The following is a 25,429-nucleotide window of genomic DNA, read 5'->3' on the forward strand; positions in this document are numbered from 1 at the left end:
GAAGGTTCGCTTCGACGTCGACCACGTCCCGCCCGTCGCGCCCGTTGAAGGGGGCGGATTTATCCCGCCACGTGCCGTCACCGCGCCGGAAAACTTCCGGCGCCGACGAAGGCCATCGCGACCGCTGACGGCATGTCCGCGAGCGGCTGCCATCGCGGTGCGTCAAGTCTGTAGAACCGATTCCGCATGCATCGCCATCCCACCCTCGGCTCGGCTCCATTGCACGACCCATTCGGGCAGTTCGGGCGGAGGCTGCGTCACGCCGATCCACGCCAGCAGTTCGTCGGTCGGCACGGTACCTCCGCCGCGCTTCAGGAACCGGGTTCGCACGACGCCGACCGCGACCTGCGTCCCGCCGCGGCTGAACCCCTGCTCCAGGAACACATGCTTTTCGTCCCAACCGATCACACGCGTCGTGACGTCGTAGCGCTCCCACAGATGCAGCGATCGATGAAATCGTATCGTCTCGAGCGTGACGACGGGATACCACCCTTGCGCATTGACGCGTTGCCAGACGCGCGAGCGCAGCAGCAGATCGACCCGCCCCAGATCGAGAATGCCAAAGTAGCGGCCATTGGTCATGTGGCGCAGCACATCGAGGTCGTTTGGCCACACGCGAAACGGCGTGACACAGGTGTCGAGAATGTGCAGTCGCTGACGACGCAGGCTCAGCAGGAACGTCAGACACAAACGCAGCAGTAGATTCATGAATCGCGGGTTTTGACGGTGCCGGCGCAGAGCGCGCGCGTCACGGCATCCATACCGGACGGGAAGCAGGCGACGGCTTGCCGGCCACGCTTTTCGAGTGCAGCGACCACTTCTGCTGCGCGTTCCGCGGACTTTTCATAGGCAATGGCGGCGACGACACAAAACGAAACAGATACGCGATTCGCGGTGCGTTTGTCAGGGACGTTGCTCGTCACGCTCGCAAACCCGAGCAAGCGCGCGATCCATAGCGAGTGCATAGAGCGAATTCAAAGAGTGCGTCGCGATGTACTCGTGAGTTGCGCGAGAAATGCGCTCGCTGCAGTCAGTACGGTCCCGAAATTCACCGGATTGTGCGAGTACTTGGATGAACCCGCCTTTGAGACGGTCGAGTTCGGGACGTATTTCTTTCTCGAGATCCGCACGCGCATCATCCGGGGCGTGATCAGAGCGCCGCCATTCAGCCAGCAGCGCATACTGGACAAGCTTGTTGGCTTCAATTTGATCCGTGAAGAAATGGACTGCCAACTTGGCCGGTACTCCGTTGGCTCGCGCTTCCTTTACCGCGGCAGCGATCACCGCAGACTCTCTCGAAAGATCCTCCACGGGCTTTCCGGAGTCCCACTTGCTCAGTGCGACCTGCCTCGCAATTCGTAGCCGTGCCGCCGTCAGATCCAACAGCGCGCTTAACGTCGACGCGTTGCCTGGAGGTACCGCTGCCGACGGCGATGTAGATAACATGACAGTGGCGAGTGAACTTATCAAAAGACATGATCTCCAGGATCTGAACTTCATTCCGCGGGCAATTCCATCGGGTGCAGGAGTCGAACGCTCGACCTTGGATTTATATGCCCTCGTTTCGTCAGGTCGCGGCGCCCTTGGCGCCCATTCCTGGGTGGCAGTCGCGGCCACGCCGTTTTTCCCTTCCCGTACGCTACAAGTCATAGTGTCTACGCCATCTTCTCCGTCATTGAAGAATCGCAAAACATTTGACCGGTGCACATCGGTCAAATGACCGACCCAACGTGCAAGGGATTTCCGATTCGTGAGGGCCGCCGTTCGATGCCTCCGCACAGGCAAGAAGTTATAACCCTCTTGCTGCAAGTGGCGTCGAGGCAGATTCCTGAATGGTCTGGCGTGCGGCATCGCCCTCGATGCTTTCGCCGATTGGATGATTCACTACACCGCAGCACATCGCCTTGCTCAGGGGCTTCCGATTTAGCGCGGATGCAAGCGGTTTCTCGTCAGCACATCAACGATCTATATTTTCTATTTAAACAACCATACCTATATATGAAATACATAAAAAAGAGACGGTACTAAATCCTTCGCTCGTTCGTCTTTAGTGTCATACGAATCCTTTGTTCCGTATGCGGGTCGGGGAAGCGCTGGCCGTCACCAGCCGTGAAACTTCCTCTCACATCAGCGAAGAGCAACCGACGATCTTCGATAGAGAAATAATTTAGAGACCACGAGATCGATTTTTTTTGCAAGCGCACCTGTGACCGAAGACGCCTCAACTCGCTCAGGCCTGCACGCGACACGCCGTCAATATCAAATGCGTTCGAGGCGTCATGCCCCATCCCGCATTCGACCCAAACCGGATACTGCGCTCGACCATGCTGGAGACCCTGGCAATCAACAACTACCGCTCGATCAAGGAACTCGTCATCCCGTTGTCGAGGCTCAACTTGATCACTGGAGCGAATGGCAGCGGCAAATCGAATCTTTATCGTGCATTGCGGTTGCTCGCCAGCACAGCGCAGGATGGAATCGTGGCGCCGTTGGCCTCCGAGGGCGGCTTGCAGTCGGTCGTATGGGCAGGGCCGGAGGACCGCTCGGGGGCGATGCGACGTGGTGAGATCCCGCTGCAAAGACCGGCCAAAGGAACGCCCGCGCCGCGCCTGAAGCTGGGCTTCGGCGGCATGACATTCGGCTACGCGGTGTCCATGGGTCTTGCCCAGGAATCATCCGAATCGCCTTCGGCGTTCAAGCTGGACCCCGAATTCAAGCGCGAAGCGATTTGGAGTGGCGCATTCCTTCGATCCTCGAACATGCTGATTGATCGGGACGGTAATGTCGTGCACCGCCGGTCGGACGACGGTTGGGATACCGTAACACACAGCTTGCCCCGTTATGAGAGCCTCTTCTCGCAAATCGGCAACGATCGGAGCAGTCCGGAGGTATTCGAAGTCAGGGAAGTGATGCGCCGCTGGCGCTTCTACGATCATTTTCGAATTGATGTGGATGCGCCGGCACGGCGGTCGCATGTGGGAACCCGTACTCCCGTTCTCCATCATGACGGGCGCGATCTCGCTGCGGCGTGGCAGACGATTCTCGAAGTCGGTGATCATCAGGCACTCGACGATGCAGTGTCCGATGCCTTTCCCGGCGCGCATGTCGAAATTGAAACGGAGCGGGACGGATTGTTTTCGCTCGTGTTTCGACAGGACGGCCTGTTCCGCCCGCTCAAGGCTGCCGAGCTTTCCGATGGCACGCTGCGATATCTGCTGTTGTGTGCAGCCTTGCTGACTGCGCGGCCGCCCGAGTTGATGGTCCTCAATGAACCCGAGGCGAGCCTTCATCCCGATCTCATTCCCGCGCTGGGCCGACTCATTCGGCAGGCGGCGATGTATTCTCAAATCTGGGTCGTTTCCCATTCGACACGGCTGGCGTCAGCGCTTGAAGAGGACACGGAGTTCAGCCAGATCACCCTGGAAAAGGCATTCTCTGAGACGACGATTCTCGGGCAGCACAAGCTCGACCGACCCGTTTGGCGATGGCCGGATTCGGGCAAGTAACAGACACCCGTCGATGCGCTCGTCAGTCGGATCTGTTGCACCGATTCGGATGTTGGCCAAACTGAACCGCGCCGGTGATCTGCTCTAGAAAACGTCACGGGAAGTCCATCGTTTCATGAAACCGGCGCGACTTTCAAGGCGGGCGTGCTGAGCGAAAACCTCCTGTCTAAACCGCCCCGGATTTTGTGGAGGCTCCAACTCTTGAGAGAATGGAGCCATGAACAAGAAGCCAAGTAAGTTTTCCCCGGAAGTCCGAGAGCGCGCGTTGCGCCTGGAACGCGAGCAGCGTAGCGAACATCCGTCGATGTGGGCGGCGATCGAATCGATTGCGCCGATGATCGGCTGCACACCGCAGACGCTGCACGAGTGGGTCAAGCGTGACCAGGTCGACCACGGTGAGCGCGATGGCGTGACCACAGACGAGCGCGAGCGCCTCAAGGCCTTGGAGCGCGAAGTCAAGGAGTTGCGTCGTGCCAACGAGATTCTCAAGGTCGCGAGCGCGTTTTTCGCCCAGGCGGAGCTCGACCGCCGTTTCAAGTCCTGAAGGCATTCATCGATCAGCATCGCGACCCCTTCGGGGTCGAGCCGATCTGCAAGGTCTTGCGGATTGCCCCGTCGGGTTACCGACGCCATGCCGCGCAGCTTCGTGATCCGTCGCGGCGCTCTGTTCGCGCAATCCGCAATGAACGTCTGCGGCCGGATATCAAGCGTGTGTGGCAGGCCAACATGCAGGTCTACGGTGCGGATAAAGTCTGGAAGCAGATGAACCGGGAGCGTATCGCGGTGGCGCGCTGCACGGTCGAACGGTTGATGAAGCAACTGGGTTTGCGCGGCGTGATGCGAGGCAAGCGTGTTCGCACGACTGTTCCTGATGCCATAGCCCTGCGCCCGCTGGATCGGGTCAATCGCCAGTTCAAGGCGGCACGGCCGAACCCGCTCTGGGTTTCGGCTTTCACCTACGTTTCGACGTGGCAGGGCTGGCTGTATATGGCTTTCGTGATCGATGTGTTCGCTCGCCGTATCGTCGGCTGGCGCATCAGCAGTTCGATGACCACGGACTTCGTCCTGGATGCACTTGAACAGGCGCTTTACGCGCGGCGCCCGGGCGACGACGGAACCTTGATACATCATTCGGATAGAGGGTCCCAATACGTCAGCATTCGCTACAGCGAACGGCTGGCCGAAGCGGGCATCGAATCGTCGGTCGGCAGCCGGGGCGACAGCTATGACAACGCCCTGGCTGAAACGATCAACGGCCTGTACAAGGCTGAACTGATTCATCGCCGCACCTGGAAAACGCGAGAATCCGTTGAACTGGCAACGCTGCAGTGGGTGGCTTGGTTCAATCGTCATCGGTTGATGGAACCCCTCGGCTATATCCCGCCCGCCGAAGCTGAGGCAAACGACTATCGGCAACTTGAAACAGCTACCACTGAACCCGCATCAACTTAAACCAACCAGCCTCCATGATTCCCGGGGCGGTTCAGATGAGTTCAAGATCGAAGCAGTCAAGCAAGTCACCGAGCGTGGTCATTCGGTTGCAGATGTGGCCCAGCGTTTGGGCATTACGACGCACAGCCTATATGCCTGGCGAGCGAAGTTCGATAAGCCAGATGTCGTGCGGCAGGTGGAACTAGACCAGAGTGCCGAGGCGCGGCGATTGAAGGCCGAACTCACGCGGGTGACCGCGCCTGGATCAGTGCGTCGCTGTACAGACGCGGACGGCCGCGGGTCGGCTCGGTGTCGGGTATGCCCGCAAGGGCGGCTGCATCGATCCACATCGTGACGTTACCTCGGTTGATCAGGCCGGCGTTGCAGGTCGACCAGTTCCTGACACGATAGCGCGCCTTCGGCTCGCACGTCTTGCCCTTGTCCCTGCGCATCTTCTCGCAGCCAAAAATCGAGAATCTACACAGGACCCCGAATTGTTAAAAGGGGTGCCGGACCGGCTGTTGTGGGTAAACGTCAGCCGGCCGCTGGCTCGCCCGATTTTTGCAACAATGCCCCAAGGTCAGCGTGTTTCATGCGCTACATGCTCTCCTGCTCGACGATTCACTGCAAGCACAAGACGGGTGCGAATTGCGCAGAGTTTCCCTAACAACGAGGACGTTGTGTATAACGACATGCCTATAATAACCCTTTTGGCTTGAGGGTTGGGTGATCGATATAAATTTGCGCCAGTATGTCGTACAAGCCACTCATGACATTACCAATCATCAGCTTGTATTTCTTAGCATCATCATCCGAGCAGTTATCAACAACAAGAAATACTGATTCATTCAACGATGCCCCCATCGAAAGCATCAACTCGTTTATCTTTCTGGCAGTTTCAAGATCGGCAATCATTGTTCACCCCTAGCAATCAACCCCATACAAAAATCCTTTCTCATCCATACAGCTTGTCATGCAATTCCAAAACGCAAATCCATAATCCGGAGTCGGCAAAGCTGTTTCGCTGCATTGAGCTATGCAGCTTTGCTTGACCTGCTGGCAATCAATCTGGAATGAATTAAATCTCTTGGAATTGATTTTGGCGCGCCCCCTTCCAAGATTAACCGAGTAGATTATATTTTCATCAGATTCAGTAATATAGGCAATCCCAGATGAATTAATCGCAATACCCATGGGATGATTGAACGAAGCATTCGCTCCGAGACCATCTGTCGAGCCTGACTGCCCAGACTCGGTAAGCGTCGTCACAAGACCTGCTGCCGTAATCCTGCGGATCAGGTTGCTTTCCGTGTCCGCTACATACAGTATATCGGCTGCGTCGGCGGCGATACCCATGGGATGATTGAACGACGCATTCCGCCCGAGGCCATCGGCTGAGCCTGTGTGCCCAGATCCGACAAGCGTCGTCACAAGACCTGCTGCCGTAATCTTGCGGATCAGGCTGTTTTCCGTGTCCGCCACGTAAATTGAACCCGCTCCGTCGACGACGATACCCATGGGATGGTTGAATAACGCATTCCCACTGAGACCATCGGTCGAACCTCTTTGCCCGGATCCGGCAAGAGTCGTCACAAGACCTGTTGCAGTAATCTTGCGGATCAGGTTGTTTTCCGTGTCCGCTACGTAGAGTGAACCGGCTCCATCGACAGCGATTCCCGTCGGATGATTGAACGACGCATTCCCCCCAAGACCATCGGTCGAACCTGATTGCCCAGATCCTGCAAGCGTCGTCACGAGACCTGCTGGAGAAATCTTCCGAATCTTATTGCTGGCTGTGTCCGCAACGTACAGAGCACCTCCTGCATCGACGGCGACACCGGATGGATGGTCAAAGGTCGCCCCCATACCCGCACCATCGGTCGAACCGGGTTGCCCTGATCCGGCGACCGTCGTTACAACGCCACTCGCCGCAACCTTCCGGATTTTATTGTTGCCGGCATCGGCGACGTAGAGACTTCCCATTGTATCGACGGCCAAATTGACCGGGCTATTAAATGACGCCGCGACTCCAGAACTGTCAACCGAACCATATTGTTTAGATCCCGCAAATACAGTAGCCGCCTTATTTGAAGTCGACAATGTGGAATTTTCAGCTGCCGGACCATCTCCATTGCAACCGACCAAAAACAAAGAACATAAAATAGCAAAAATCCAATGATTTATATTTGCCATCGCGAGATCCCCAATATAAATTTATTTCTTATTGAAAATATCTTCTGCATGGTCAACTTCCAAAAGACGGCCGTGCAGTGTCACGCCCGGCTACAGGCCGATTCCAGTCGATTCGCGACGGCCTCGATCGCGCTCACGGGCGCGCGAGCCAGTTGGTCATCATGGCTCGTCACCAGCTCGGCGAATAACCGATAGCTGTCCTCATCGAACTGGATCTCGCCATCCCGCCCAGCCTGAAGCGCATTCCATGCAGCGGCCTCGTACTCATGGAACCCCCGCGTTTCCGCTGCGCCATACCCCAACGATCGCAGCATCTCGGCGGCCAGTGCCACTCTTGTCAGCAATTGCAGCGACGTCAACGTCCCCACGCCCGCCTTCAGTGCTTCGAGCTGCAGATGATATTCGAGCGCCAGACTATCCCTGACATGCCGGGGAAGCGGCATGCAATCGATCTTTCGAGCGCGTTTCCTCAGACTGGATTGGCGAGCCCGGCTATGGAAATCACGCATGGTTCACCGTCCAGGAAATTGCCGGACGAAGGCTATCCCCCTTCCACGCAGCACGGAAAGGCCATTCTGCAATCGTCCATGCAACGCCCTGCGAGCCGCCGCGATCTCGACGAAACCGCTCATCGTCCGGCCACGGTCATTTCTTCGATCAACACCGAGCCCGACTTCAACGCGCCAGCCGTGAACGTATCGCTTCCCACCGCAACGATGTTCCTGAACATCTGCTGCAGCGTGCTGGCGACCGTAATGCCTTCCACCGGGTACTGGATCTTGCCGTTCTCGACCCAGAACCCGGCGGCACCTCGCGAATAGTCTCCGGTCACCAAATTGATGCCTTGTCCGATCATCGACGTAAGCAGCAGCCCCGTCCCGAGTCGCTCGAGCATGCCGTCGAGATCGTCGCCCGGCAGGGTTGCCGTGCTGCGCAACGACAGACCGTGCGGACCGTGCGCGTTGCCGGTCGTTTGCATGCCGAGCTTTCTTGCCGCGTATGACGACAAGAAGTAGCCTTCGATCACACCGTCGTGCACCACGCGACGCTTCCGCGTTCTCACACCCTCGCCATCGAACGGCGCACTGCCCATCGCGGCCGGTACATGCGGATCCTCGTCGATCCGGATGTGCGGCGCGAAGATCTCCTTCCCGAGACTGTCGACCAGGAAAGACGCTTTCGCGAACAGCGCGCTGCCGCTCGCCGCCTGGACGAAATTCATCAGCAATCCCGCCGCCAACCGCGCCTCCACCAGAACGGGAACCTTTCTGGTCTCGAAGGGGCGCGGCTGCAGACGCGCAATGGCGCGCTCGGCTGCGTAACGCCCCACGAATTCGGGCGACGCCAGATCCTGGGGCCGCCGCTCCGACGTGTACCAGGATTCCATCTGCATATGACTGCCGCTTCCCGCCAGCGGTTTGCATGATATCGAGTGATTCGACGACGCGTAGCCGCCCTGAAACCCGTTCGACGCGGCGAGCACGAAGTGTCCGTTCATCGTATCGACGCTCGCCCCCTCCGAATTCTGGATCTGCGGGCTCACCGAAAACGCAGCGTCCTCGGCCCGGCGCGCGAGCTCCAGCGCTCCGTCGATCGACAGCGGCCACGGGTGGTAAAGGTCGAGATCGCGCGGCGCATGTTCGAGCTGGTCGTCGTCGGCAAGCCCGGTTGCCGCATCCTCGGCCGTGGCGCTGGCAATATGGTAGGCGGCAGCGACCGCATCTTTCAGGGCAGCCGGGGACAAATCGGACGTGGTTGCCGTACCCTGCTTGTTGCCGACATAGACGATGACGCTGGCGCCCTTGCTATGCTTGTGTTCGATGGTATTGGTTGCACCACGCCGAACAGATACGGAGAAGCCGCTGCCTTCCGCGATCCTTGTCATCGCACTGGTCGCACCGATAGCCTTGGCGTGCGCCAGGATGTCGGCCGCATATTGGTTGAATTCGTCTTGCGTATGCAGAAATTCATTCGATTGCATGTTCAGGTTGGCTTCCATGTTCCACTGTCTCGTGTTCATTGCGACGTGTCGTCACACGTCACCGTCGGTGACGTGACGCTCCCTCTTGTGTTGAACCGGCTGGCTTCGTCAGACAGGCTGCGTACGCGCGTCCAGCCATGCCTTCGCGTCACCGCTCACGTGCCCGCCGACGCACTCGCGCACCGTCGCGTGATATGCGTTCAGCCACGCGCGCTCGTCGTCGTGCAGCAGGTCGATCAGCACGCAGCGCGTGTCGATCGGGCACAGCGTCAGCGTCTCGAATGCGAGGAAATCGCCGAATTCCGTCTGCTCGCCCTCGCGGTTCACGACCAGGTTCTCGATCCGGATGCCCCATTTGCCGGGCCGGTACACGCCCGGCTCGATCGACGTGATCATCCCTTCCTCCATCGCCGTATGCGGCTCGGCCGGCGCGGAGTGCGAGATGACTTGCGGGCCCTCGTGCACGTTCAGGAAGTAGCCGACGCCGTGACCCGTACCGTGACCGTAGTCGAGCCCGGCCGCCCACATCGGCGCACGCGCGATCGCGTCGAGCATCGGCGAGCGGATCCCGCGCGGAAAGCGGGCGCGCGACAGCGCAATCATCGACTTCAGCACGATCGTGAAATCGCGGCGCTGCAGGTAGCTGATCGTGCCGACCGGCACGACACGCGTGATGTCGGTCGTGCCGGTCGTGTACTGGCCGCCCGAATCGACAAGCAGCAGGCCGTCGCCGGCGATCGTCGCGTGCGAAGCCGGCGTCGCTCGGTAGTGCGGCATCGCGCCGTTCGCATTGAAGCCGGCGATCGTCGCGAAGCTCGGCTGCACGTAGCCGGAGCGCCGTGCGCGCGCGGCCGTGAGCTGCTCGTCGATCGTCAACTCGGTGATCGTCTCGCGGTTCACCGCCTGCTCGAACCATGCGAAGAATTCGGCGAGCGCGGCGCCGTCGTGTTCCATCGTCACGCGCACGCACTCGATCTCGGCGGCCGTCTTGCGCGACTTCGCCAAGGTCGACGGGTTCACGGCCTCGATCAGCTTCACGCCGGCCGGCACCGCCTCGAGCGTGCCGAACGTCATGCGGCGCGGGTCGATCAGCAGCGTCGCGCCGTCGGGCAGCGCCGCGAGCGCGGCGCGCGCGGCATCGTACGGGCGAACCTCGACGCCGTCCTGCGCGAGCGCCGCGGCCAGTGCCGGCGAGATCTTGCCGTCGGCGACGAACAGTGTCGCGCGATCGCTGCCGATCATCGCGTACGCGACGAACACGGGGTTGAAGTCGACGTCGGTGCCGCGCAGGTTGAACAGCCACGCAAGATCGTCGAGCGTCGACACGAAATGCCATTGCGCGCCCTGCGCGCGCATCGCGCGACGCACCTCGGCGAGCTTGCTCGCGCGGCCCGTGTCGGCCTGCGGCGCGACGTGCTCGAATACCGCGTCGCCGGGCAGCCCCGGCCGCTCGGGCCAGATCGCATCGAGCAGGTCGAGATCGGTGCGCAGCGCGATGCCGCGCGCGTTCAACGCCCCCGTCAGCGCGCGGGCCGCCGCGACCACGAGCACCGCGCCGTCGACGCCGACCGTCGCGCCGGTCGGCACGTTCTGCGCGAGCCACTCGACATGCGGCGCGCTTTGCTGACCGCCCGTCATCTTCATCAGCTGTACACCGGTGCCGGCGAGCTCGGCCTCGGCCTGCACCCAGTAGCGGCTGTCGACCCACAGGCCCGCGAAATCCGCGGTGACGACCAACGTGCCGACCGAGCCCGTGAAACCGGACAGCCAGCGGCGCGCCTGCCAGCGTTCGGGCAGGTACTCGGACAGGTGAGGGTCGGCGGACGGCACGAGATACGCGGCAGTCCCCTCGCGGATCATCGCGCCGCGCAGTCGCGCAATGCGAGCCGCCGCCGGCGTCATGTCAGGTAGAGGTTGATTCATGAACGTTCGTTTGTGTTTGGAATGGCGCCCGCGAAGGGTTGCCGAATCGCCCGTCACGCGGCGTCTTCATTCTTCACGCGATCGGTTTCTCGTTGCATCTGCTCCGCCGTCAGCAATTGCCACGCGCCCTCCGCCTGAAGCCGGAGTACATTCCGGTGGTACGCCAGCAGCGAATCGCGGTGGCCGACGCTGACGTACGTTGCACCGGCCAGCGCGAGTGCCCGATACAGCGATTGCTCGGTGGCCAGGTCGACAGCGCTCGTTGCCTCGTCGAGAAACACGTAACGGGCGCGCGCAGCCAGTGCGCGTGCGAAGCCGATCCGCTGCTGCTCTCCCAACGACAGCACTCTCGACCAATCGATCACCGTATTGAATCCCCCATGCCTGCGGGCGAGATCAGGCAGATTGACCTGCTCCAGCAAGGCCTGGAGCTGTTGATCGGTATGCGTGCTTTCCGTCTCCGGGTACAGGATCTGCTCGCGCAGGCTTCCCAGCAGCATGTACGGACGTTGCGGCAGGAACAACACATCCTGCGGCGGCGGCATCGTGATCGTTCCGCTGCCCGTTCGCCACAGTCCCGCCACGGCACGCAGCAACGAACTCTTGCCGACGCCGGTTTGCCCCATGATCAGCAAGTGCTCGCCCCAGCCGATTGCCAGGCTCAATCCTCGCAGCAGCGTGCGCTCGCGGCCAGGCGTCTGGAGCGTAAGACGCGTCAGTTGAATCGCGTTGCCTTCCTGATATGCGATGGTTTCCGCGCGATCGGCACGGGCTGCGTTCACCGCATCCGCCTTTTCGACGATCTGGGCAAGCCGCACCACATGGGGCGCGGCGGACGCGAATATCGGCATGAACGTCGTCACGCGCTGGATGCCCTGAAGCAGCAGCGTTGCCGACGCCGTTCCTTGCGTCACCACGCCGAAACTGATCTTGCCGCTGAAGTAGAGCGGCACGAGGATGACGACCGGCAACAGCGTCCAGACGACGCCGACCAGCGACTCGGTCGACCGCATGATGAAGGCGTAGCGCGCCGTGCCCCTCGCGATATCCACGACCTTGTCCAGCCGTCGCGCCACGCTGCGCGCCTCGGCGGATTCGCCGCGGTAAAGCGCGACCGTCTCGCCATTGCTCCTGACATGCAGGATACCGAAGCGAAGCTCGGCCTCGGAAACGGTCAAGTCGAAATTCAGGCGAATGAGCGGCCGGTACAGCAGCCACGTCACCACGGCGGAAATGATGCCGTAGGCAATGACGCCGTAGAACAAGAGCGGGGAAATCTGACGAAGCAGCAAGCCCTGGATGCCCAACGTGCCGGCCGAGTAGATGGCGATGCGCGGCAACATCGCCGCCATGTTGCAGAACGGCCCCGTTTCCTGCTGAATGCGCTGGTCGACGTTGTCGACGTCGCCATCCTGTTCGATCCGGTAGTACGTTCGGGCCCCCAGATATCGCGACATCAGGTCATTCGTCATCCATGCGCGCCAGTGGATGGCGAGCCGGGTGTAGACGAAATCGAAGAACTGACTGAGGATGCCGTTGTTGATGACCAGGCCGATCGATGTCACGAGCAGGAACAGGCGCCAGTAAGACAGCTCGTGGCGCCCCACCAGCGCGTCACTCATCTGCCGGGTCAGGATCGAGACCTTGCCGCCAAGCAGGATCTCGAACAGCGAGAACGCGATGAAGATGCCGAGCGCCAGCCATGAGCGCGATGCGCCGGCTCTCGTCCAGTAGGGGCGGGATATGTCGATGAAACGTCGAAAGAAGCGGCCGTTGAGACTGTAGTCCTTCGGGTCCGCTTGCGTGGTGGCAGTGAGCATGTCTTTATTCGTACATTGATCGGGCGCGAAAGTCCGTCGAAGCGGGCCGCATCGATCCTGGCTTAATGCGTTCCGCCGACCGTGACCTCGTCCAGCCGCAGTGTGGGCTGGCCGACACCAACCGGCACGCCCTGGCCTTCCTTGCTGCACGTGCCGACACCCTTGTCGAGCGACAGGTCATTGCCGATCATGCTCACGTACTTCAGCGATTCCGGGCCGCTGCCGAGCAGCGTCGCGCCCTTCACCGGGTAGGTGATCTTGCCGTTCTCGATCATGTACGCCTCGGACGCCGAGAACACGAACTTGCCGCTCGTGATGTCGACCTGGCCGCCGGAGAAATTGACCGCATACAAGCCGTTCTTCACCGACGCGATGATTTCCTGCGGATCCTTGTCGCCGTTCAGCATGTACGTGTTGGTCATGCGCGGCATCGGCAGCGCCGCGTACGACTCGCGCCGCGCATTGCCGGTGACGGACATCTTCATCAGGCGCGCATTCAGCGTGTCCTGGATGTAGCCCGTCAGGATGCCGTCCTCGATCAGCGTCGTGCGCTGCGTCGGGTTGCCTTCGTCGTCGACGTTGAGCGAGCCGCGGCGGTTCGGCACCGTGCCGTCATCGACCACCGTCACGCCCTTCGCGGCGACTCGCTCGCCGATGCGGCCGGCGAACGCCGACGAGCCCTTGCGGTTGAAGTCGCCCTCGAGGCCGTGGCCAATCGCTTCGTGCAACAGAATCCCGGGCCAGCCGGCCCCGAGCACGACGGTCATCGTGCCGGCGGGCGCGGGGCGCGCGTCGAGGTTTACGAGCGCCGCGTGCACCGCGTCATCGACGTAGCGCGACAGCACATCGTCGGTGAAGTAACCGTAGTCGAAGCGGCCGCCGCCGCCGCCGGAGCCGATCTCGCGGCGGCCGCTCTGCTCGGCGATCACCGTGACCGACACACGCACGAGCGGGCGGATGTCGGCCGCGAGCGCGCCGTCGCTGCGCGCGACCAGCACGACGTCGTATTCGCCGGTGAGGCCCGCCATCACCTGCGTGACGCGCGGGTCGCGGCCGCGCGCCATCTGCTCGATGCGCTCGAGCAGCTTGACCTTGGCCGTCGCGTCGAGCGACGCGAGCGGATCGGACGGCAGATACAGGTCGTGACCCGTCACGCTCTTCAGCGAAGCGTCCGCCGTCACCTTCTGCATGCCGCCGCCGGCCGCCGCGATCGCCTTGGTGGCCGCGGCCGCCTGCGCGATCGCCGCGGGCGAGAGGTCGTCGGAAAACGCGAACGCGGTGCGGTCGTCCGCGACCGCGCGAACGCCGACGCCGTGATCGATGCTGAAGCTGCCCGATTTCACGATGCCTTCCTCGAGGCGCCATGCTTCGCTGCGGCGTGCCTGGAAGTACAGGTCCGCGTAGTCGACGCGATGCGTGAAGATGTCGGCGATCGTGCGCGTGAGCAGGCTCTCGTCGACGCCGTAGGGCGTCAGCAGAATGTCCTTTGCGACGATCAGATTGCGCAAGGAGGGATCAACAGAGATCATGAATAATCGAAGGAAGGAAAGAGGTTCAAACAGAACGGGGAGCGTTCGCGCTCAGCCACGTCAACAGGGATTCCGCGACATCCGCACAGACGATTGCGGCTTGCCGCACGCTATCCATGCTGACGACGTCGTATCGCTTCCAGAGGTCCGGGTCCTGCTCCCGGCACTGTTGAATGAATGCCCCGCGGCGCTCGATGAAGGCCGACACCCATGCCGCCCGCGCTGCGGCGTCGTCGCGCGGCGCGCTTCCGATCTCGCTGTGCACCTGTTCCGTAGCGCGTTCGAGCATCGCGGTGATTTTCTGCTCTTCGTCGTCACGCCAATCGGCCTTGCGGCGAAGCTCCCGATTCACGTACTTCAGGATCATGTGGAGTTTCCCATTGGCCGACCAGTCCGACATGGGACCGGCCAAGCCCTCGAGCATCTGGCTTGCCTCAAGGTCGGCCGATCCGTCGCCCACGCCCAGCATCACGGCCGCGCGCTGCAACGCCTCCCATTCCTTTGCCGCGATCTTCTCGCCGGCGCGCTCGCGCGCGTGCGCTGCCTTGATGCGCAACACGATGCCTCGCTCGGTTTCACCCGTGAAGTACTGCGTGATCTCCCAGCGCGAGTGGTAAACGAGTTCATGGAGAACGTCGGTCGCGGCGCGTGCGAGATTCGCGCCCACCGGAATGGCGTGGAAGATCTTCAGCGCCGTCGCATCGGCTTCTTCCGCACCGTCCTTGACTCGGCTCAGGAACATCCAGATCGAATCGACGAGTTCCCCGAACTGCCGTGGTACCCCGACAACCTCCTCGAACTGCCCCCGGGCGCCTGCCAGCCGCGTCGACGGTTCCTGGACGCGCTCACTGCCGCGCTGCTCGTCCGAAAGCTCGTGATAGCGGCTGATGCATCGATCCTTGTGCGCTTCATCCCCGCCGAAGCTGCACCATGCCGCGGCCGGTGCATCGACCGCGGCGGCTTCCGGCTCGTCGCTTCCGGCTTCGCTCGCGGCCGATTCCGGCGTCTCCAGTCCGCATTGCGCGAACCATTTCTCCATCGTCATGCGCATCCGTATGGTCGACGGTCCGGTCAGCCTGTCGTGCTCCTTGCCGTTCGCATAAAAGATCAGCGTCGGAATCGCCCGCACGCCGAATTTCTTGCCGCCGTCCGGCTCGGAGTCGATGTTCAGCTTCAGGATCTTCAGTCGCCCCTCATAGTCCTTCGCAAGCCGATCCAGATGAGGCGCGAGCGCGCGGCAAGGTCCGCACCACGGCGCCCAGAAATCCACGAGTACGGCTGTTTCGCCCGACACGTCGTCGAGCAGCGTCGCGGCGGTCGTATCAAGAATTGACATCGTTCATATTCCTAAATTTATTTTGATTTCGGCTGCGTGACGAAATCGATTTTCACGAGGCCTGCGCGCTGGGCCGCCGAAAGCAGGTTGGCCACCGATTCATAACGCGCGGCCCGGTCGGCATACAGCTCGATCTCCGGCTGCGGTTGCTGGGCCGCCGCCTGATTCAGCCGGGCATCCAGTGCATCGGCTTCAACGGGCTTCTCGTCCCACAACACCGTGCCGCTCGCGTCGACCGATAAACTCACGTGCGCGGGCCGCGTATCGTTCGGACTACTGTTCGCACTCGGCAAGTCGAGCTTGACGGCGTGATTGATCACCGGCAACGTCACCATGAACACAATCAGCAATACGAGCATCACGTCGATGAGCGGCGTCATGTTGATGTCGCTCATGACGTCGTCGTGGCTGTCGTCAAAGAACGCCATGTCAGCTCTCCTCGACCGTCGCGACGCGTTTCTGCTCGATCTTCACGCGCACGGAAGCCGTGCGATGACGGTCCGAGTTCATCAGATACGCGTGCAACTCGTGGCGGAAGCGCGCGAGCTTGTGGACGATCATGCGATTGCCGCGGGACACCGCGTTGTAGCCGAGCACGGCCGGGATCGCGACAAACAGGCCGAACGCGGTCATGACCAGCGATTCGCCGACGGGCCCGGCCACTTGCGCGAGACTGCTCTGCCCCGCCTCGCTGATGCCGAGCAGCGCGTGATAGATCCCCCAGACAGTGCCGAACAGGCCGACAAACGGCGCCGTGCTGCCGACCGATGCAAGCGCCCCAAGGCCGCTCGCCATTCGGGCAACCTGCTCTTCGAGCGCCACGCTCAGGCAGCGCTGCAGCCAGTCGTCCGGCGAGAGCACTTCCTTCAGGTGCGTATCGTTATGTCGCTCCGATGCTTCACGCGCGGCCTCCGCGAGATTCTGGTATGGGTTGCTGTGGTCGAAGCGACCCAGTGCCGCACACCCTTCCTCGATCGAACCCGCCTGCCAGAATTTGCGCTCGGCGGCTTTACTCTGCCTTCTCATGCGGATCAGTTGCGCGCCCTTGTAGAGCATGACCGCCCACGACGTCAGCGACATGACGACCAGGACCAGCGCGATGGCGTGACTGATCGTGTCGCCACGATTTACGATGTCTGCGATTCCGTAGTTCATTGCTGTACTCCTCGACGAGCTGCTTGCAGCTCAGTTGTCCAATCTGAATTCAAGTGGTTGAAGCGCGCGAACGACGATCGGCGTCCCGTTCTCCAGGTACGGCTTGCAACGCCCGGCGAGCATCGCGGCACGCGCGGCCGTATCGAGTTCTTCGAAACCGCTCGATTCGGTGGTCGTCGCCTCCGTGATGCGGCCGTCGATGCCGATCGTCACGCGCAGCACCACCTTGCCTTCGTGATTCAGCCGGCGTGCAAGCGCGGGATACGGCGGCCGCTCGATGTCGCATGAAACGTGCGCCACGCTCTTGGCGTCCTGCCCGCCGGCGAGCGCCATCATCTGCGCGGCTGCCGGCTGCGCCGACGGGGTGCTCTTTGCGCTTGTCTCGACGGGTTGGACGGCGGGCGGCGTAGGCACCGGCGGTTCCGGTTCATGCGCTTGCGGGGTCGCCGCCTGGGCCGCACGCGGTGCGTCGTGATGCGTGGCGAGCACGGGCGCGCGGTGCGGCACGGGCGGCTTGCGCGTCACCGGCTTGACGGGTGGCCGCGGCAGAACGGGCGTCGGGGTCGGTTGCGGCGTGTTCACCAGCGTCACGCTGATCGACGATCCGGCCGACGCGAGCTTCCCGGCATGCAGGTCGAGATGGACGTCGGCCTTCCAGAACGCGACCAGCAGCAATGCATGAAGCGCCACCGCCACGCCCATTGCGACAGGCCGGCCATAACCGATACGAACCTCCCGGCCCGCTGCTGCGGGGCCGGATGCGTACCTTGACGGCAATACGATCGAACTATCCACGACATGCCTCAGAAGTTATAGCGTCCGGTCAGGTAAATCAGTCGGCCCGGCTGCAGGCCGACGATCGCTGAAGTCATCTGGTTCTGATAGAGGGTGCGGTTGAACAGGTTCTTGACGCCCAGGGTCGCCGTCCATTGCTTCGCGCGGTAATACACGCTCGCATCGGTCTGCGCTTGCCCCGGGGCCTTGAATACCCCGAGGCGCGAGTTCGACACTTGATAGCCGCTGCGCGCTTCGACGCCCGCGCCGACGCCCCACCCATGCAAACGCTCGCCCTGCAGGTCGTAGGTCATCCAGATCGTGCCGCTATGACGCGGCACTTCGCTCACACCGTCCGTGATTTGCTGCTGATTGCTGAAGGTGTAGTTCGCGAAAACGTTCAACCCCGGCAACAGACGGCCGGTGACGCTCAGTTCTGCGCCGCGTACCACCATGCCGCCGCCGAGCGTGGAGAAATTCGTGCCGGGAATGCCAACCAGGACGTTGCTTTGCGCCGTTCTGAATACGTCGGCCGTTGCGCTCAGGCGATCGTCGAAGAAGTTGAACTTGAAGCCTGCCTCGACCGATCGCCCGATTTGTGGAGGCGGCACACTGCCATCCAGCAGAAGCGTTCCATATTGCGGGTAGAAACTGCGCAACGCGTTTGCATAAACGGCGACGTTATCCGTGAGCTGGTAAAGGATGCCGAGGTTCGGCGACCATTGTGATTGAGAGGCCGTATTGGTGCCCCATACCGTTCCGCGAGCGATGCTCGCGAGGATATGCAGCCTGTCCCAGGTAATCTGATCCTGGAAGTAGACCGTGGACGAGTACGATTTGACGGGGCTGCCCGAATATTGCGACGTCCCGGTAATGGGCGGTGCCGAAGCCAGCGGGAATGGGGCAACGAGAAACTTCATGGGCAAACTGGTGAAATCTGTCCAATAGACGCTGTTGCTCACGCCCACGAGAACGGTTTGCTTGACCGGGCCCAAAGAAAACTTCGCCTGCAGATGATTGTCCAGGTCGAAGCCGTAGGAACGCGAGTGGTCATTGAAGCCCAAAAAAACGGTCTTCCCGGATCCGATGCCGATCGGATCATAGAAATCACGCTGGGAAAAAGTCGACGCCTGATATTGCGCCTTGCTTTCAAACTTGAAGATCGATCCGAGTTGCTGTGTGAAATCGACCGACAGCGTGTCCATCTGGCTCAGTGAATTCTGGGATGGCGTACTGCGCGAATGGATCGGCAGCGGGTCGTCGCCGACCCGAGGCTGTGTCAGCTGTACCGGCGGTCGGTTGACCACCTGATGCTGGTAGCCGAGAACGATGTCCGTGTTACCCGATTTCCATTCGATCGACGGCGCGACGTAGAAGTTTCTCTGGCCGTCGTAACCGCCGAAGGACTCCCCGGCTCGCTCGGCGGACAAGACGAACCGATAGCGGAGCGACTTGTCGCTCGTCAGTGCGCCACCCAGATCGATCGAGCTCATCCAGTCGCCGTAGGAGCCCGTTTGCAGCGTCAGCTGCCGAACGGTTTCGGCGGTCGGTCTTTTGATCACGATGTTGACCACGCCCCCCGGAACCATGGCTCCCGACAGAATGGAGTCGGCACCTTTGAGCACTTCGATTCTTTCGACGCCGGCCACCGGAATATCCAGCGAATTGCTGGACCCCGTATCGTTGTGGCCATTGCTCATCGTGGCCGCTGTGAAGCCCCGGACACTGACTTGAGCACCGTTACCCCAGTCCTGCACCGTGACACCGCTCACGTTGGCGAGTGCCTCGGACACCGTTTGAGTCTGCTTGCTGTCGAGCAGGTCCTTCGTGACGACCTGAATCGACTGCGCGGTCTGCGAAATCGGCGTATCGGTGCGCGTCGCCGTGCTGGTCGAATCGGCGACGAAACCCTTATCGAGGCCGGCGCTGCCGGTGGTTTCACTGACCGTAATCGTCGGGAGTACTGAATCCTGTCCCGACTTCGACGCGCCCGGCGAAGGCGGTGGGTCGGACCGCTTGATGACGTAAGTCTTGGCGTCCACTTGCTCGACGCGCAGACCAGTGCCGTTCAACAGGCGCGCCAACGCGTCATTCACGGTCAGCATGCCCGACACCGCCGGCGCGGCGCGGCCCGCAACGATGTTATCGGGTGCGAGGATATTGACGCCGGCCTCGCGAGCGAGCTGCGACAGCGTCGTGGAAAGCGACTGCGCGGGCAAATTGATCGACGTTTGCGCGTACAACGAAATGCTCGCCATGCCGACGACACTGGCCGCCACATGCCTTGCCAACGCCCTTGCCACAGGCTGCTTGAATTGCTTCATTGTCCCCTCTCTGTCAGTGCAAAGATGTGATTGAGCCTTGACGTTGCTATCGGTCAGGCTTCACCACTAAAGACGACGCAGGGAGCAAAAAAGACCAGCCGCGTGCTATTGAAATTTTTCATCGCGACGATAGCCAAATGCTTTCGAGTCGCGCTGCCTGCACACGCGCAAAAGAACGGCTTGTCGGTTGTATGTCGCCATCACGAAGCCGCTCGGCAGAGGCAAGTTGTGAGGACTGGGGTGAAGCGCTGCTGGAAGATATCGCGCTTCGATGACGAGCGCGCGTCCGTGCTTGGGCGCACCGGGTGCTGCGACGATCGCAGACCAGGCCCGATCGATGGACAGCTGGCCTCTTGCCAGCGCGAAAGCATTCTTCGGCGTTTTCGTTATGCGAGGACGTGTAACGCCGGCGTCGCCTCGTCAGGCGCGGACATTGACGGCAGCAGCAACACGCGGAAGCGACGCTATCGACGCGATGCGATCACGGCGGTCCCGTCCGGCTGAAACTTCACCGTCACGGGGGCGACCATGGGCAACGATCTCAGCAAAACATCGGGATCCGAAATTGAAAACCCGCCCGTCACGCGAAACCGCGCCGCGACGTTATCCGCCAGCACGATGCGGGCGACCCGGTAGCGCTGCAATTCGTGTATGACGCTGGACAGCGGCGTACCGTCGAATTGCAGGCGCCGATCCTTCCAGCTCACCATCGCGTCGAATTCCTGCCTGTCGGATACTTCGACGATCTGGGTTCCGGTTGCCCTCGCCGCCTCGTTCGCATCGAGATCGACGACAGGGCCGCCCGAGCGGAGCGACAGCTCGACGCGCCCTTCCAGTACCGCGACGTCCACATCGGCGGGACGAACGCGTACGGAGAAGCGCGTGCCGACGTCGCGGATATCGGTCGCGCCGGCAATCACATGAAAAGGACGCAGGGAATCGTGCTTGACGGCATAGAGCGCCTCGCCTTCGAGCATCGTTACTTCGCGGGACCGGAGCCGATTGACGAACTGTATGGACGTCGCGGTGTTGAGGCGCACATGGCTGCCGTCATCCAGGGCGGCGTCGACCTGTTCACCGACAGCCGACGAAAAACGCTGCTCCGACAGTACCGGATTGACCGCCCATGCGGCCACGGCGAATGCGCACGCACTGAAACCGATTGCACTCGCGATTGCGGGCCATCTCGGCGCGCGTCGCGCAACTGCTTCCCGGGAAGGTGAAAGATGACGCCTGTAGCGACCGCGCAGTTCGTGCACGAAAGTGTCAACCTCTCGGTCGACGCTCATATGCTCGGCGATATACGCCAGACGTTTCGGATCGTCTCCCGCCCAGCGCTGGAGCGCAGCACGCGCAAGGGTTCGCTCCTCGCCCCGACCAAAATGGATCGTGACGAGGAGTTCGTCAGCCTCGTCCTTTTGCGACTCGGTCCATGTCATCGTTGAAAATGGCACAATCCGTAGCGAATCGAATGATTCATTCTACAGCAAGGCGATTCTGCATTCTTTCATCGCCTGGACCAGGTACTTGCGCACGACGGTCGTGCTGATTCCCATCTCCTGCGCGGTCTCGTCATACGAAAGACCGTGCAACTTGCACAACACGAATGCCTCCCTGCAACGGGGTGGCAACGCATCCAGCGCCTTGCCGAGAATCTCCATCCGCTGACGCGCAGCATAGCGTCGCTCCGGCGTGAGTTCGGACACGGGCAACTGGTCGGCGAGTCCGTCGACGTCGTCGAGTGACTGGTGCGGCACACGCTTCCTGCGTCGAGCGGAATCGATCTGCTGGTTGCGCGAGATGGCGAACAGCAGGCCGGCCGGCGACTCAACCGTGCGCTGCCCCGCATAGCGGAGCACCTGCTCGAAGGACGACTGCGCGATATCGGCGGCATCGTCGGCGCTCAACTCCCGGGTGAGAACACGGCGGAGGTCGGCGTAGCCCCGCAAGAGATCATCGATAAAGCTAGCCATTTGCGTTGCTCCGTCCCACATCCAGCGATACATGGAGATCGTAAGAATTGACCGGCTGCCGCGCCGTGATCTGACCAAATCAATTTCAAGCGTTCGCCCCTAAGATGACGTCATCATAGCGACGCCAATTTAGAATGAATTTCTTTTTTTGGGCGCTTTTCACTTTTGTCGCGACATAATTTCCTACCGCCCTCCCGATATATTACGTTTCACTTGATATGACGAATTAGGAACGCATAAATCCCGGCGCAACGACTTCTGACAAGCCTGAAAAGAAACCCCTCGCGATAAGCGGTACGATCTCGCGAAAGAAATATGGAAAGTATTTTTATTCGGAATCGCTTCGTCGTTACATCGATAAATTCGACATACGAATTGAAATCTTCCGAATTAAAATTAGTATGACCACGTGATTGCGTCACGCCTGTCGCGAGCGATGCGGGGGCGCAGGCGTCTTCCGTCACGGAAGAATCCATTCGGTGACAAATGCTCCGCATATGATGGGCAGATACGTGACCGCCGCCTTCGGCATTGGCCATCGATCTGCACGACACATGGAATCCCGCACCACCGGATCAACTGAAATCGCCGACGCGTCCAACCGTCAAGCCAACGCCTTCTCGACGATTTCGCGCACGTCACGTGATTTCGCACCGACGGCGACCTGCTCGAGCGCTTCGCGCATCCGGTCGCGCAGCGCCGGCGTAAAGCGGCGCCACAGTTCCAGCGAGCGCGCGAGGCGTGCGGCGACCTGGGGGTTGATCGCGTCGAGCGCGAGCACCTGTTCGGCCCAGAACGCGTAGCCCGAGCCGTCCGCCGCATGGAATTGCGCGGGGTTGGCCGCGCAGAAGCTGAAGATCAGCGAGCGCGCGCGGTTCGGATTCTTCAGGTTGAACGCCGGGTGCGCGAGCAGCTTGCGGACCTTCGCGAGCGTCGGCTGCGCGGGCGTGCCGCGTTGTGCCGCCTGCATCGCGAACCACTTGTCGATCACGAGCGCTTCCTTCTCGAAGCGACGATAGAAATCGTCGAGCGCGTGCTCGGCCGGTTCGGTCGCGCCGGCGGCCGCGGCGGACAGCAACGCACCGAGTGCGGCCGCGCGATCGGTCATGTTGTTCGCCGCGTCGTACTGGGCAGTGGCGAGGCGCACCGCATCGGCCGGATCCTCGAGTTCGGCGAGATACGCGAGCGCGAGGTTCTTCAGCGCGCGGCGGCCGGAGGCGTCCGGCGTCGGCTCGTAGGCGCCGGGCGTCTGGTGCTGCGCGTAGGCGGCGAGCCATTCCGCGTGCAGCGCGGTGGCGAGCCGGCGGCGCACGAACTGGCGCGCGCGATGCACGGCGGCCGGATCGGCTTCGGCCATCTGGTCGGCGAGGTAGGTTTCCGACGGCAGCGTCAGCGCGAGTTCGCGGAATGCCGGCGACAGGCTTTCATCGGTCAGCACGCGGCGGAATGCGGCGACGAAGTTCTCGCCGAGCGTGAGCGGCTCGTTCGCGGCCGCACGCGCGGCGAGCGTCAGCAGCGCGCGCGTCGCGAGGCGCTGGCCGGCCTCCCAGCGGTTGAACGGATCGCTGTCGTGCGCGAGCAGGAATGCGAGATCGTCGTCGCTGTAGTCGTACTCGACGATCACCGGCGACGAGAAATTGCGCAGCAGCGACGGCAGCGGCTGTTCCGGCACGTCGACGAACGTGAAGGTCTGCTCGGTGTCGGTGAAGTCGAGCACGCGCGTCGTGCCTGCGGCGGCGGCTTCGCCGTCGAGACGCAGCGGCAGGTCGCGGCCGTCGCGGCCGATCAGGCCGATCGCGAACGGAATCAGCAGCGGCCCTTGCTGCGTGTCGCGCGCGGCCGGCGACGCGTCGCCGTAGCCCTGCGCGAGCGTCACCGTATAGCGGCGCGCGGCCGCGTCGTACGCGGTGCGCACCGACACGCGCGGCGTGCCCGCCTGACTGTACCAGCGTTCGAACTGCGCGAGGTCGCGCCCGTTCGCGTCGGCCATCGCGTGACGGAAGTCGTCGCAGGTCACCGCGTGCCCGTCGTGGCGCTTGAAGTACAGGTCCATCCCCTTGCGGAAGCCGTCGCGGCCGAACAGCGTCTGATACATCCGCACGACTTCCGAGCCTTTTTCGTAGACGGTCATCGTGTAGAAGTTGTTGATCTCGACGTAGCTTTCCGGGCGCACCGGATGCGCCATCGGGCCCGCATCCTCGGCGAACTGCAGCTGGCGCAGCACGCGCACGTCCTCGATGCGCTTGACCGCGCGGGCCGCCGATTCGAGGTCGTCGCCCGCGGCCATGTCGGCCGAGAACTCCTGGTCGCGGAATACCGTCAGGCCTTCCTTCAGGCTCAGCTGGAACCAGTCGCGGCAGGTCACGCGGTTGCCGGTCCAGTTGTGGAAGTACTCGTGACCGACCACCGATTCGATGTTCGCGAAGTCGGTGTCGGTCGCGGTCTCGGGGTTCGCCAGCACGTACTTCGTGTTGAAGATGTTGAGCCCCTTGTTCTCCATCGCGCCCATGTTGAAGTCGCCCACCGCGACGATCATGAAGCGGTCGAGATCGAGCTCGAGGCCGAAGCGCTGCTCGTCCCAGCGGATCGAGTGGATCAGCGAATCCATCGCATGACGCGTCTTGTCGAGATCGGCCGGCTCGACCCACACCTGCAGCAGCTTCTCCTTGCCCGAGCCGGACGTGATCTTCTCCTCGATCGCAACGAGCTTGCCCGCGACCAGCGCGAACAGGTAGCTCGGCTTGCGGAACGGGTCTTCCCATTTCGCGAAGTGGCGGCCGTCGGGCAGGTCGCCGGAATCGACGAGGTTGCCGTTCGACAGCAGCACCGGGTACGCGGCCTTGTCGGCGCGCAGCGTCACCGTGTACGACGCCATCACGTCCGGACGGTCGAGGAAATAGGTGATGCGGCGAAAGCCTTCGGCTTCGCACTGCGTGAAGAAGTTGCCGCTCGACACATAGAGGCCCGACAGCGTCGTATTCTGGTCGGGTGCGCATGCGCTTTCGAGCGTCAGCTCGAAGGCATCGGGCACGTTCTCGACCGTCAGCCCGTGTTCGTGCGCACGCACGGCGCCATGCGGCGCGCCGTCCAGCCAGGCGCCAACGAATTCGAGCGCTTCGCCCATCAGCTCCAGGTGCGGCGCGGGCGCGGCGTCCGGATTGCGGCGCACGCGCATCGTATTCCTGACGATCGTACGGGCCGGCGCGAGATCGAATTCGAGCGCGACGGCATCGATGAGGAAGGCCGGCGGCGTGTAGTCGGCGCGGCGGATCACGGTTTGGGCGATGTTTTCAGCCATGGTCATGCTTCAGGAAAGGGGTTCTCGCTCTGACATTGCTCGCATCGGCTTGGGCTGATGCGCCAGGAACGATCAAGCGGTCAACACGAAACGCGACGCCTGATCGGACCTTCACGCACCTGAGCATCGCGCCGTGCGCGAAACGCACTCGCGCCGCGCTCGCACATTCGATGCGTGCTCCGAATC

General features: G+C 61.9%; 20 protein-coding genes, 2 pseudogenes and 1 other annotated feature. Of the genes and pseudogenes, 3 read left to right on the top strand and 19 right to left on the bottom strand.

Going from position 1 to position 25,429, the window contains the following annotated elements:
- Positions 1–162: 162 nt before the first annotated feature.
- From LGM89_RS24275 to LGM89_RS37335, 3 genes are read right to left on the bottom strand one after another with little or no spacing between them, the layout of a single operon-like run.
- Positions 163–708, bottom strand: a complete 546-nt coding sequence (locus LGM89_RS24275) for a thioesterase family protein (protein WP_089498286.1) — start codon at positions 706–708, stop codon at positions 163–165.
- The gene (locus LGM89_RS24280) at positions 705–923 is read right to left on the bottom strand and encodes a hypothetical protein (protein ID WP_179254957.1); all 219 of its coding nucleotides are present in this window, start codon (positions 921–923) and stop codon (positions 705–707) included. The genes LGM89_RS24275 and LGM89_RS24280 overlap by 4 nt, the downstream gene beginning before the upstream one ends.
- A complete protein-coding gene (locus tag LGM89_RS37335) occupies positions 904–1,851 on the bottom strand; it encodes a chorismate mutase (RefSeq protein ID WP_319001512.1) in 948 nt (315 codons plus the stop codon). The genes LGM89_RS24280 and LGM89_RS37335 overlap by 20 nt, the downstream gene beginning before the upstream one ends.
- A 473-nt stretch (positions 1,852–2,324) precedes the next feature.
- Here LGM89_RS37335 and LGM89_RS24290 point away from each other — a divergent pair, with 473 nt between their 5' ends.
- The 3 genes and pseudogenes from LGM89_RS24290 to LGM89_RS24300 form a co-directional block, all read left to right on the top strand.
- Complete coding sequence (locus LGM89_RS24290) at positions 2,325–3,506, top strand: AAA family ATPase (RefSeq protein ID WP_226274139.1); 1,182 nt, start codon at positions 2,325–2,327, stop codon at positions 3,504–3,506.
- Positions 3,507–3,723: 217 nt separating this feature from the next.
- Positions 3,724–4,958, top strand: a protein-coding gene (locus tag LGM89_RS24295; protein WP_226274140.1) for an IS3 family transposase whose coding sequence is annotated in 2 segments (ribosomal slippage) — positions 3,724–4,015 and positions 4,015–4,958 — 1,236 coding nt in all. Because the reading frame shifts where the segments join, the coding sequence is not laid out codon by codon here.
- Positions 4,005–4,121 (top strand) — a sequence feature (AL1L pseudoknot). (Overlaps the previous gene by 117 nt.)
- Positions 4,939–5,193: pseudogene (locus tag LGM89_RS24300) on the top strand (transposase); the annotation flags it as partial. The gene LGM89_RS24295 and the pseudogene LGM89_RS24300, both read left to right, overlap by 20 nt.
- Before the next feature lies 1 nt (position 5,194).
- On the opposite strand, the pseudogene LGM89_RS24305 reads toward LGM89_RS24300, so the two are convergent.
- From LGM89_RS24305 to pepN, 16 genes and pseudogenes are all read right to left on the bottom strand, one after another.
- A pseudogene (locus LGM89_RS24305) lies at positions 5,195–5,389 on the bottom strand (IS5/IS1182 family transposase); the annotation flags it as partial.
- 244 nt (positions 5,390–5,633) lie between these two features.
- Positions 5,634–5,852 carry a hypothetical protein gene (locus LGM89_RS24310; protein WP_143060042.1) on the bottom strand — a complete coding sequence of 73 codons (219 nt, stop codon included), beginning with the start codon at positions 5,850–5,852 and terminating at the stop codon, positions 5,634–5,636.
- Positions 5,853–5,861: 9 nt separating this feature from the next.
- Positions 5,862–7,130 carry an NHL repeat-containing protein gene (locus tag LGM89_RS24315; RefSeq protein WP_089498282.1) on the bottom strand — a complete coding sequence of 423 codons (1,269 nt, stop codon included), beginning with the start codon at positions 7,128–7,130 and terminating at the stop codon, positions 5,862–5,864.
- Between the two features lie 80 nt (positions 7,131–7,210).
- Entirely contained in the window at positions 7,211–7,639 is a 429-nt protein-coding gene (locus tag LGM89_RS24320) for a Fis family transcriptional regulator (protein WP_089459813.1), read from the bottom strand.
- 119 nt (positions 7,640–7,758) lie between these two features.
- Positions 7,759–9,129 (bottom strand): metallopeptidase TldD-related protein, encoded by a 1,371-nt coding sequence (locus LGM89_RS24325; protein ID WP_089498281.1) that lies wholly within the window; start codon positions 9,127–9,129, stop codon positions 7,759–7,761.
- A 90-nt stretch (positions 9,130–9,219) separates the two neighbouring features.
- Positions 9,220–11,034, bottom strand: coding sequence for an aminopeptidase P family protein (locus LGM89_RS24330; protein WP_226205923.1), 1,815 nt, complete (start codon positions 11,032–11,034; stop codon positions 9,220–9,222).
- Between the two features lie 53 nt (positions 11,035–11,087).
- Complete coding sequence (locus LGM89_RS24335) at positions 11,088–12,854, bottom strand: ABC transporter ATP-binding protein/permease (RefSeq protein WP_226274141.1); 1,767 nt, start codon at positions 12,852–12,854, stop codon at positions 11,088–11,090.
- 62 nt (positions 12,855–12,916) lie between these two features.
- Positions 12,917–14,383: a metalloprotease TldD gene (tldD, locus tag LGM89_RS24340; protein ID WP_226274142.1), complete on the bottom strand. Its 1,467-nt coding sequence runs from the start codon at positions 14,381–14,383 to the stop codon at positions 12,917–12,919.
- A 25-nt stretch (positions 14,384–14,408) separates the two neighbouring features.
- Positions 14,409–15,719: a thioredoxin family protein gene (locus LGM89_RS24345; protein ID WP_226274144.1), complete on the bottom strand. Its 1,311-nt coding sequence runs from the start codon at positions 15,717–15,719 to the stop codon at positions 14,409–14,411.
- A 17-nt stretch (positions 15,720–15,736) separates the two neighbouring features.
- Positions 15,737–16,147, bottom strand: coding sequence for an ExbD/TolR family protein (locus tag LGM89_RS24350; protein ID WP_089498276.1), 411 nt, complete (start codon positions 16,145–16,147; stop codon positions 15,737–15,739).
- A 1-nt stretch (position 16,148) separates the two neighbouring features.
- On the bottom strand, positions 16,149–16,874 hold the full coding sequence (locus tag LGM89_RS24355) for a MotA/TolQ/ExbB proton channel family protein (RefSeq protein WP_089459807.1): 726 nt from the start codon (positions 16,872–16,874) through the stop codon (positions 16,149–16,151).
- Between the two features lie 30 nt (positions 16,875–16,904).
- Positions 16,905–17,669 (bottom strand): energy transducer TonB, encoded by a 765-nt coding sequence (locus LGM89_RS37340; protein WP_226274145.1) that lies wholly within the window; start codon positions 17,667–17,669, stop codon positions 16,905–16,907.
- An 8-nt stretch (positions 17,670–17,677) separates the two neighbouring features.
- Positions 17,678–19,972, bottom strand: coding sequence for a TonB-dependent siderophore receptor (locus LGM89_RS24365; RefSeq protein WP_226274147.1), 2,295 nt, complete (start codon positions 19,970–19,972; stop codon positions 17,678–17,680).
- 464 nt (positions 19,973–20,436) lie between these two features.
- The gene (locus LGM89_RS24370; RefSeq protein WP_226274148.1) at positions 20,437–21,411 is read right to left on the bottom strand and encodes a FecR family protein; all 975 of its coding nucleotides are present in this window, start codon (positions 21,409–21,411) and stop codon (positions 20,437–20,439) included.
- 42 nt (positions 21,412–21,453) lie between these two features.
- Positions 21,454–21,945 (bottom strand): RNA polymerase sigma factor, encoded by a 492-nt coding sequence (locus LGM89_RS24375; RefSeq protein WP_226274149.1) that lies wholly within the window; start codon positions 21,943–21,945, stop codon positions 21,454–21,456.
- Between the two features lie 604 nt (positions 21,946–22,549).
- Positions 22,550–25,243 carry an aminopeptidase N gene (pepN, locus tag LGM89_RS24380; RefSeq protein ID WP_226274150.1) on the bottom strand — a complete coding sequence of 898 codons (2,694 nt, stop codon included), beginning with the start codon at positions 25,241–25,243 and terminating at the stop codon, positions 22,550–22,552.
- Between the last annotated feature and the right edge of the window lie 186 nt (positions 25,244–25,429).

The sequence above is a fragment of the Burkholderia sp. AU31624 genome, assembly GCF_020420065.1.
GTDB lineage: Bacteria > Pseudomonadota > Gammaproteobacteria > Burkholderiales > Burkholderiaceae > Burkholderia.

Bases quoted from the DNA above. Each gene is read 5' to 3' on its own strand.
- LGM89_RS24325 (WP_089498281.1), bottom strand. From the start codon at position 9,129: ATGGAAGCCAACCTGAACATGCAATCGAATGAATTTCTGCATACGCAA.
- pepN (WP_226274150.1), bottom strand. From the start codon at position 25,243: ATGGCTGAAAACATCGCCCAAACCGTGATCCGCCGCGCCGACTACACG.
- LGM89_RS24290 (WP_226274139.1), top strand. From the start codon at position 2,325: ATGCTGGAGACCCTGGCAATCAACAACTACCGCTCGATCAAGGAACTC.
- LGM89_RS24370 (WP_226274148.1), bottom strand. From the start codon at position 21,411: ATGACATGGACCGAGTCGCAAAAGGACGAGGCTGACGAACTCCTCGTC.
- LGM89_RS37335 (WP_319001512.1), bottom strand. From the start codon at position 1,851: ATGCCGCACGCCAGACCATTCAGGAATCTGCCTCGACGCCACTTGCAG.
- LGM89_RS24365 (WP_226274147.1), bottom strand. From the start codon at position 19,972: ATGAAGCAATTCAAGCAGCCTGTGGCAAGGGCGTTGGCAAGGCATGTG.
- LGM89_RS24375 (WP_226274149.1), bottom strand. From the start codon at position 21,945: ATGGCTAGCTTTATCGATGATCTCTTGCGGGGCTACGCCGACCTCCGC.
- LGM89_RS24335 (WP_226274141.1), bottom strand. From the start codon at position 12,854: ATGCTCACTGCCACCACGCAAGCGGACCCGAAGGACTACAGTCTCAAC.
- LGM89_RS24330 (WP_226205923.1), bottom strand. From the start codon at position 11,034: ATGAATCAACCTCTACCTGACATGACGCCGGCGGCGGCTCGCATTGCG.
- LGM89_RS24355 (WP_089459807.1), bottom strand. From the start codon at position 16,874: ATGAACTACGGAATCGCAGACATCGTAAATCGTGGCGACACGATCAGT.
- LGM89_RS24320 (WP_089459813.1), bottom strand. From the start codon at position 7,639: ATGCGTGATTTCCATAGCCGGGCTCGCCAATCCAGTCTGAGGAAACGC.
- LGM89_RS24315 (WP_089498282.1), bottom strand. From the start codon at position 7,130: ATGGCAAATATAAATCATTGGATTTTTGCTATTTTATGTTCTTTGTTT.
- LGM89_RS24345 (WP_226274144.1), bottom strand. From the start codon at position 15,719: ATGTCAATTCTTGATACGACCGCCGCGACGCTGCTCGACGACGTGTCG.
- LGM89_RS24350 (WP_089498276.1), bottom strand. From the start codon at position 16,147: ATGGCGTTCTTTGACGACAGCCACGACGACGTCATGAGCGACATCAAC.
- tldD (WP_226274142.1), bottom strand. From the start codon at position 14,383: ATGATCTCTGTTGATCCCTCCTTGCGCAATCTGATCGTCGCAAAGGAC.
- LGM89_RS24275 (WP_089498286.1), bottom strand. From the start codon at position 708: ATGAATCTACTGCTGCGTTTGTGTCTGACGTTCCTGCTGAGCCTGCGT.
- LGM89_RS24310 (WP_143060042.1), bottom strand. From the start codon at position 5,852: ATGATTGCCGATCTTGAAACTGCCAGAAAGATAAACGAGTTGATGCTT.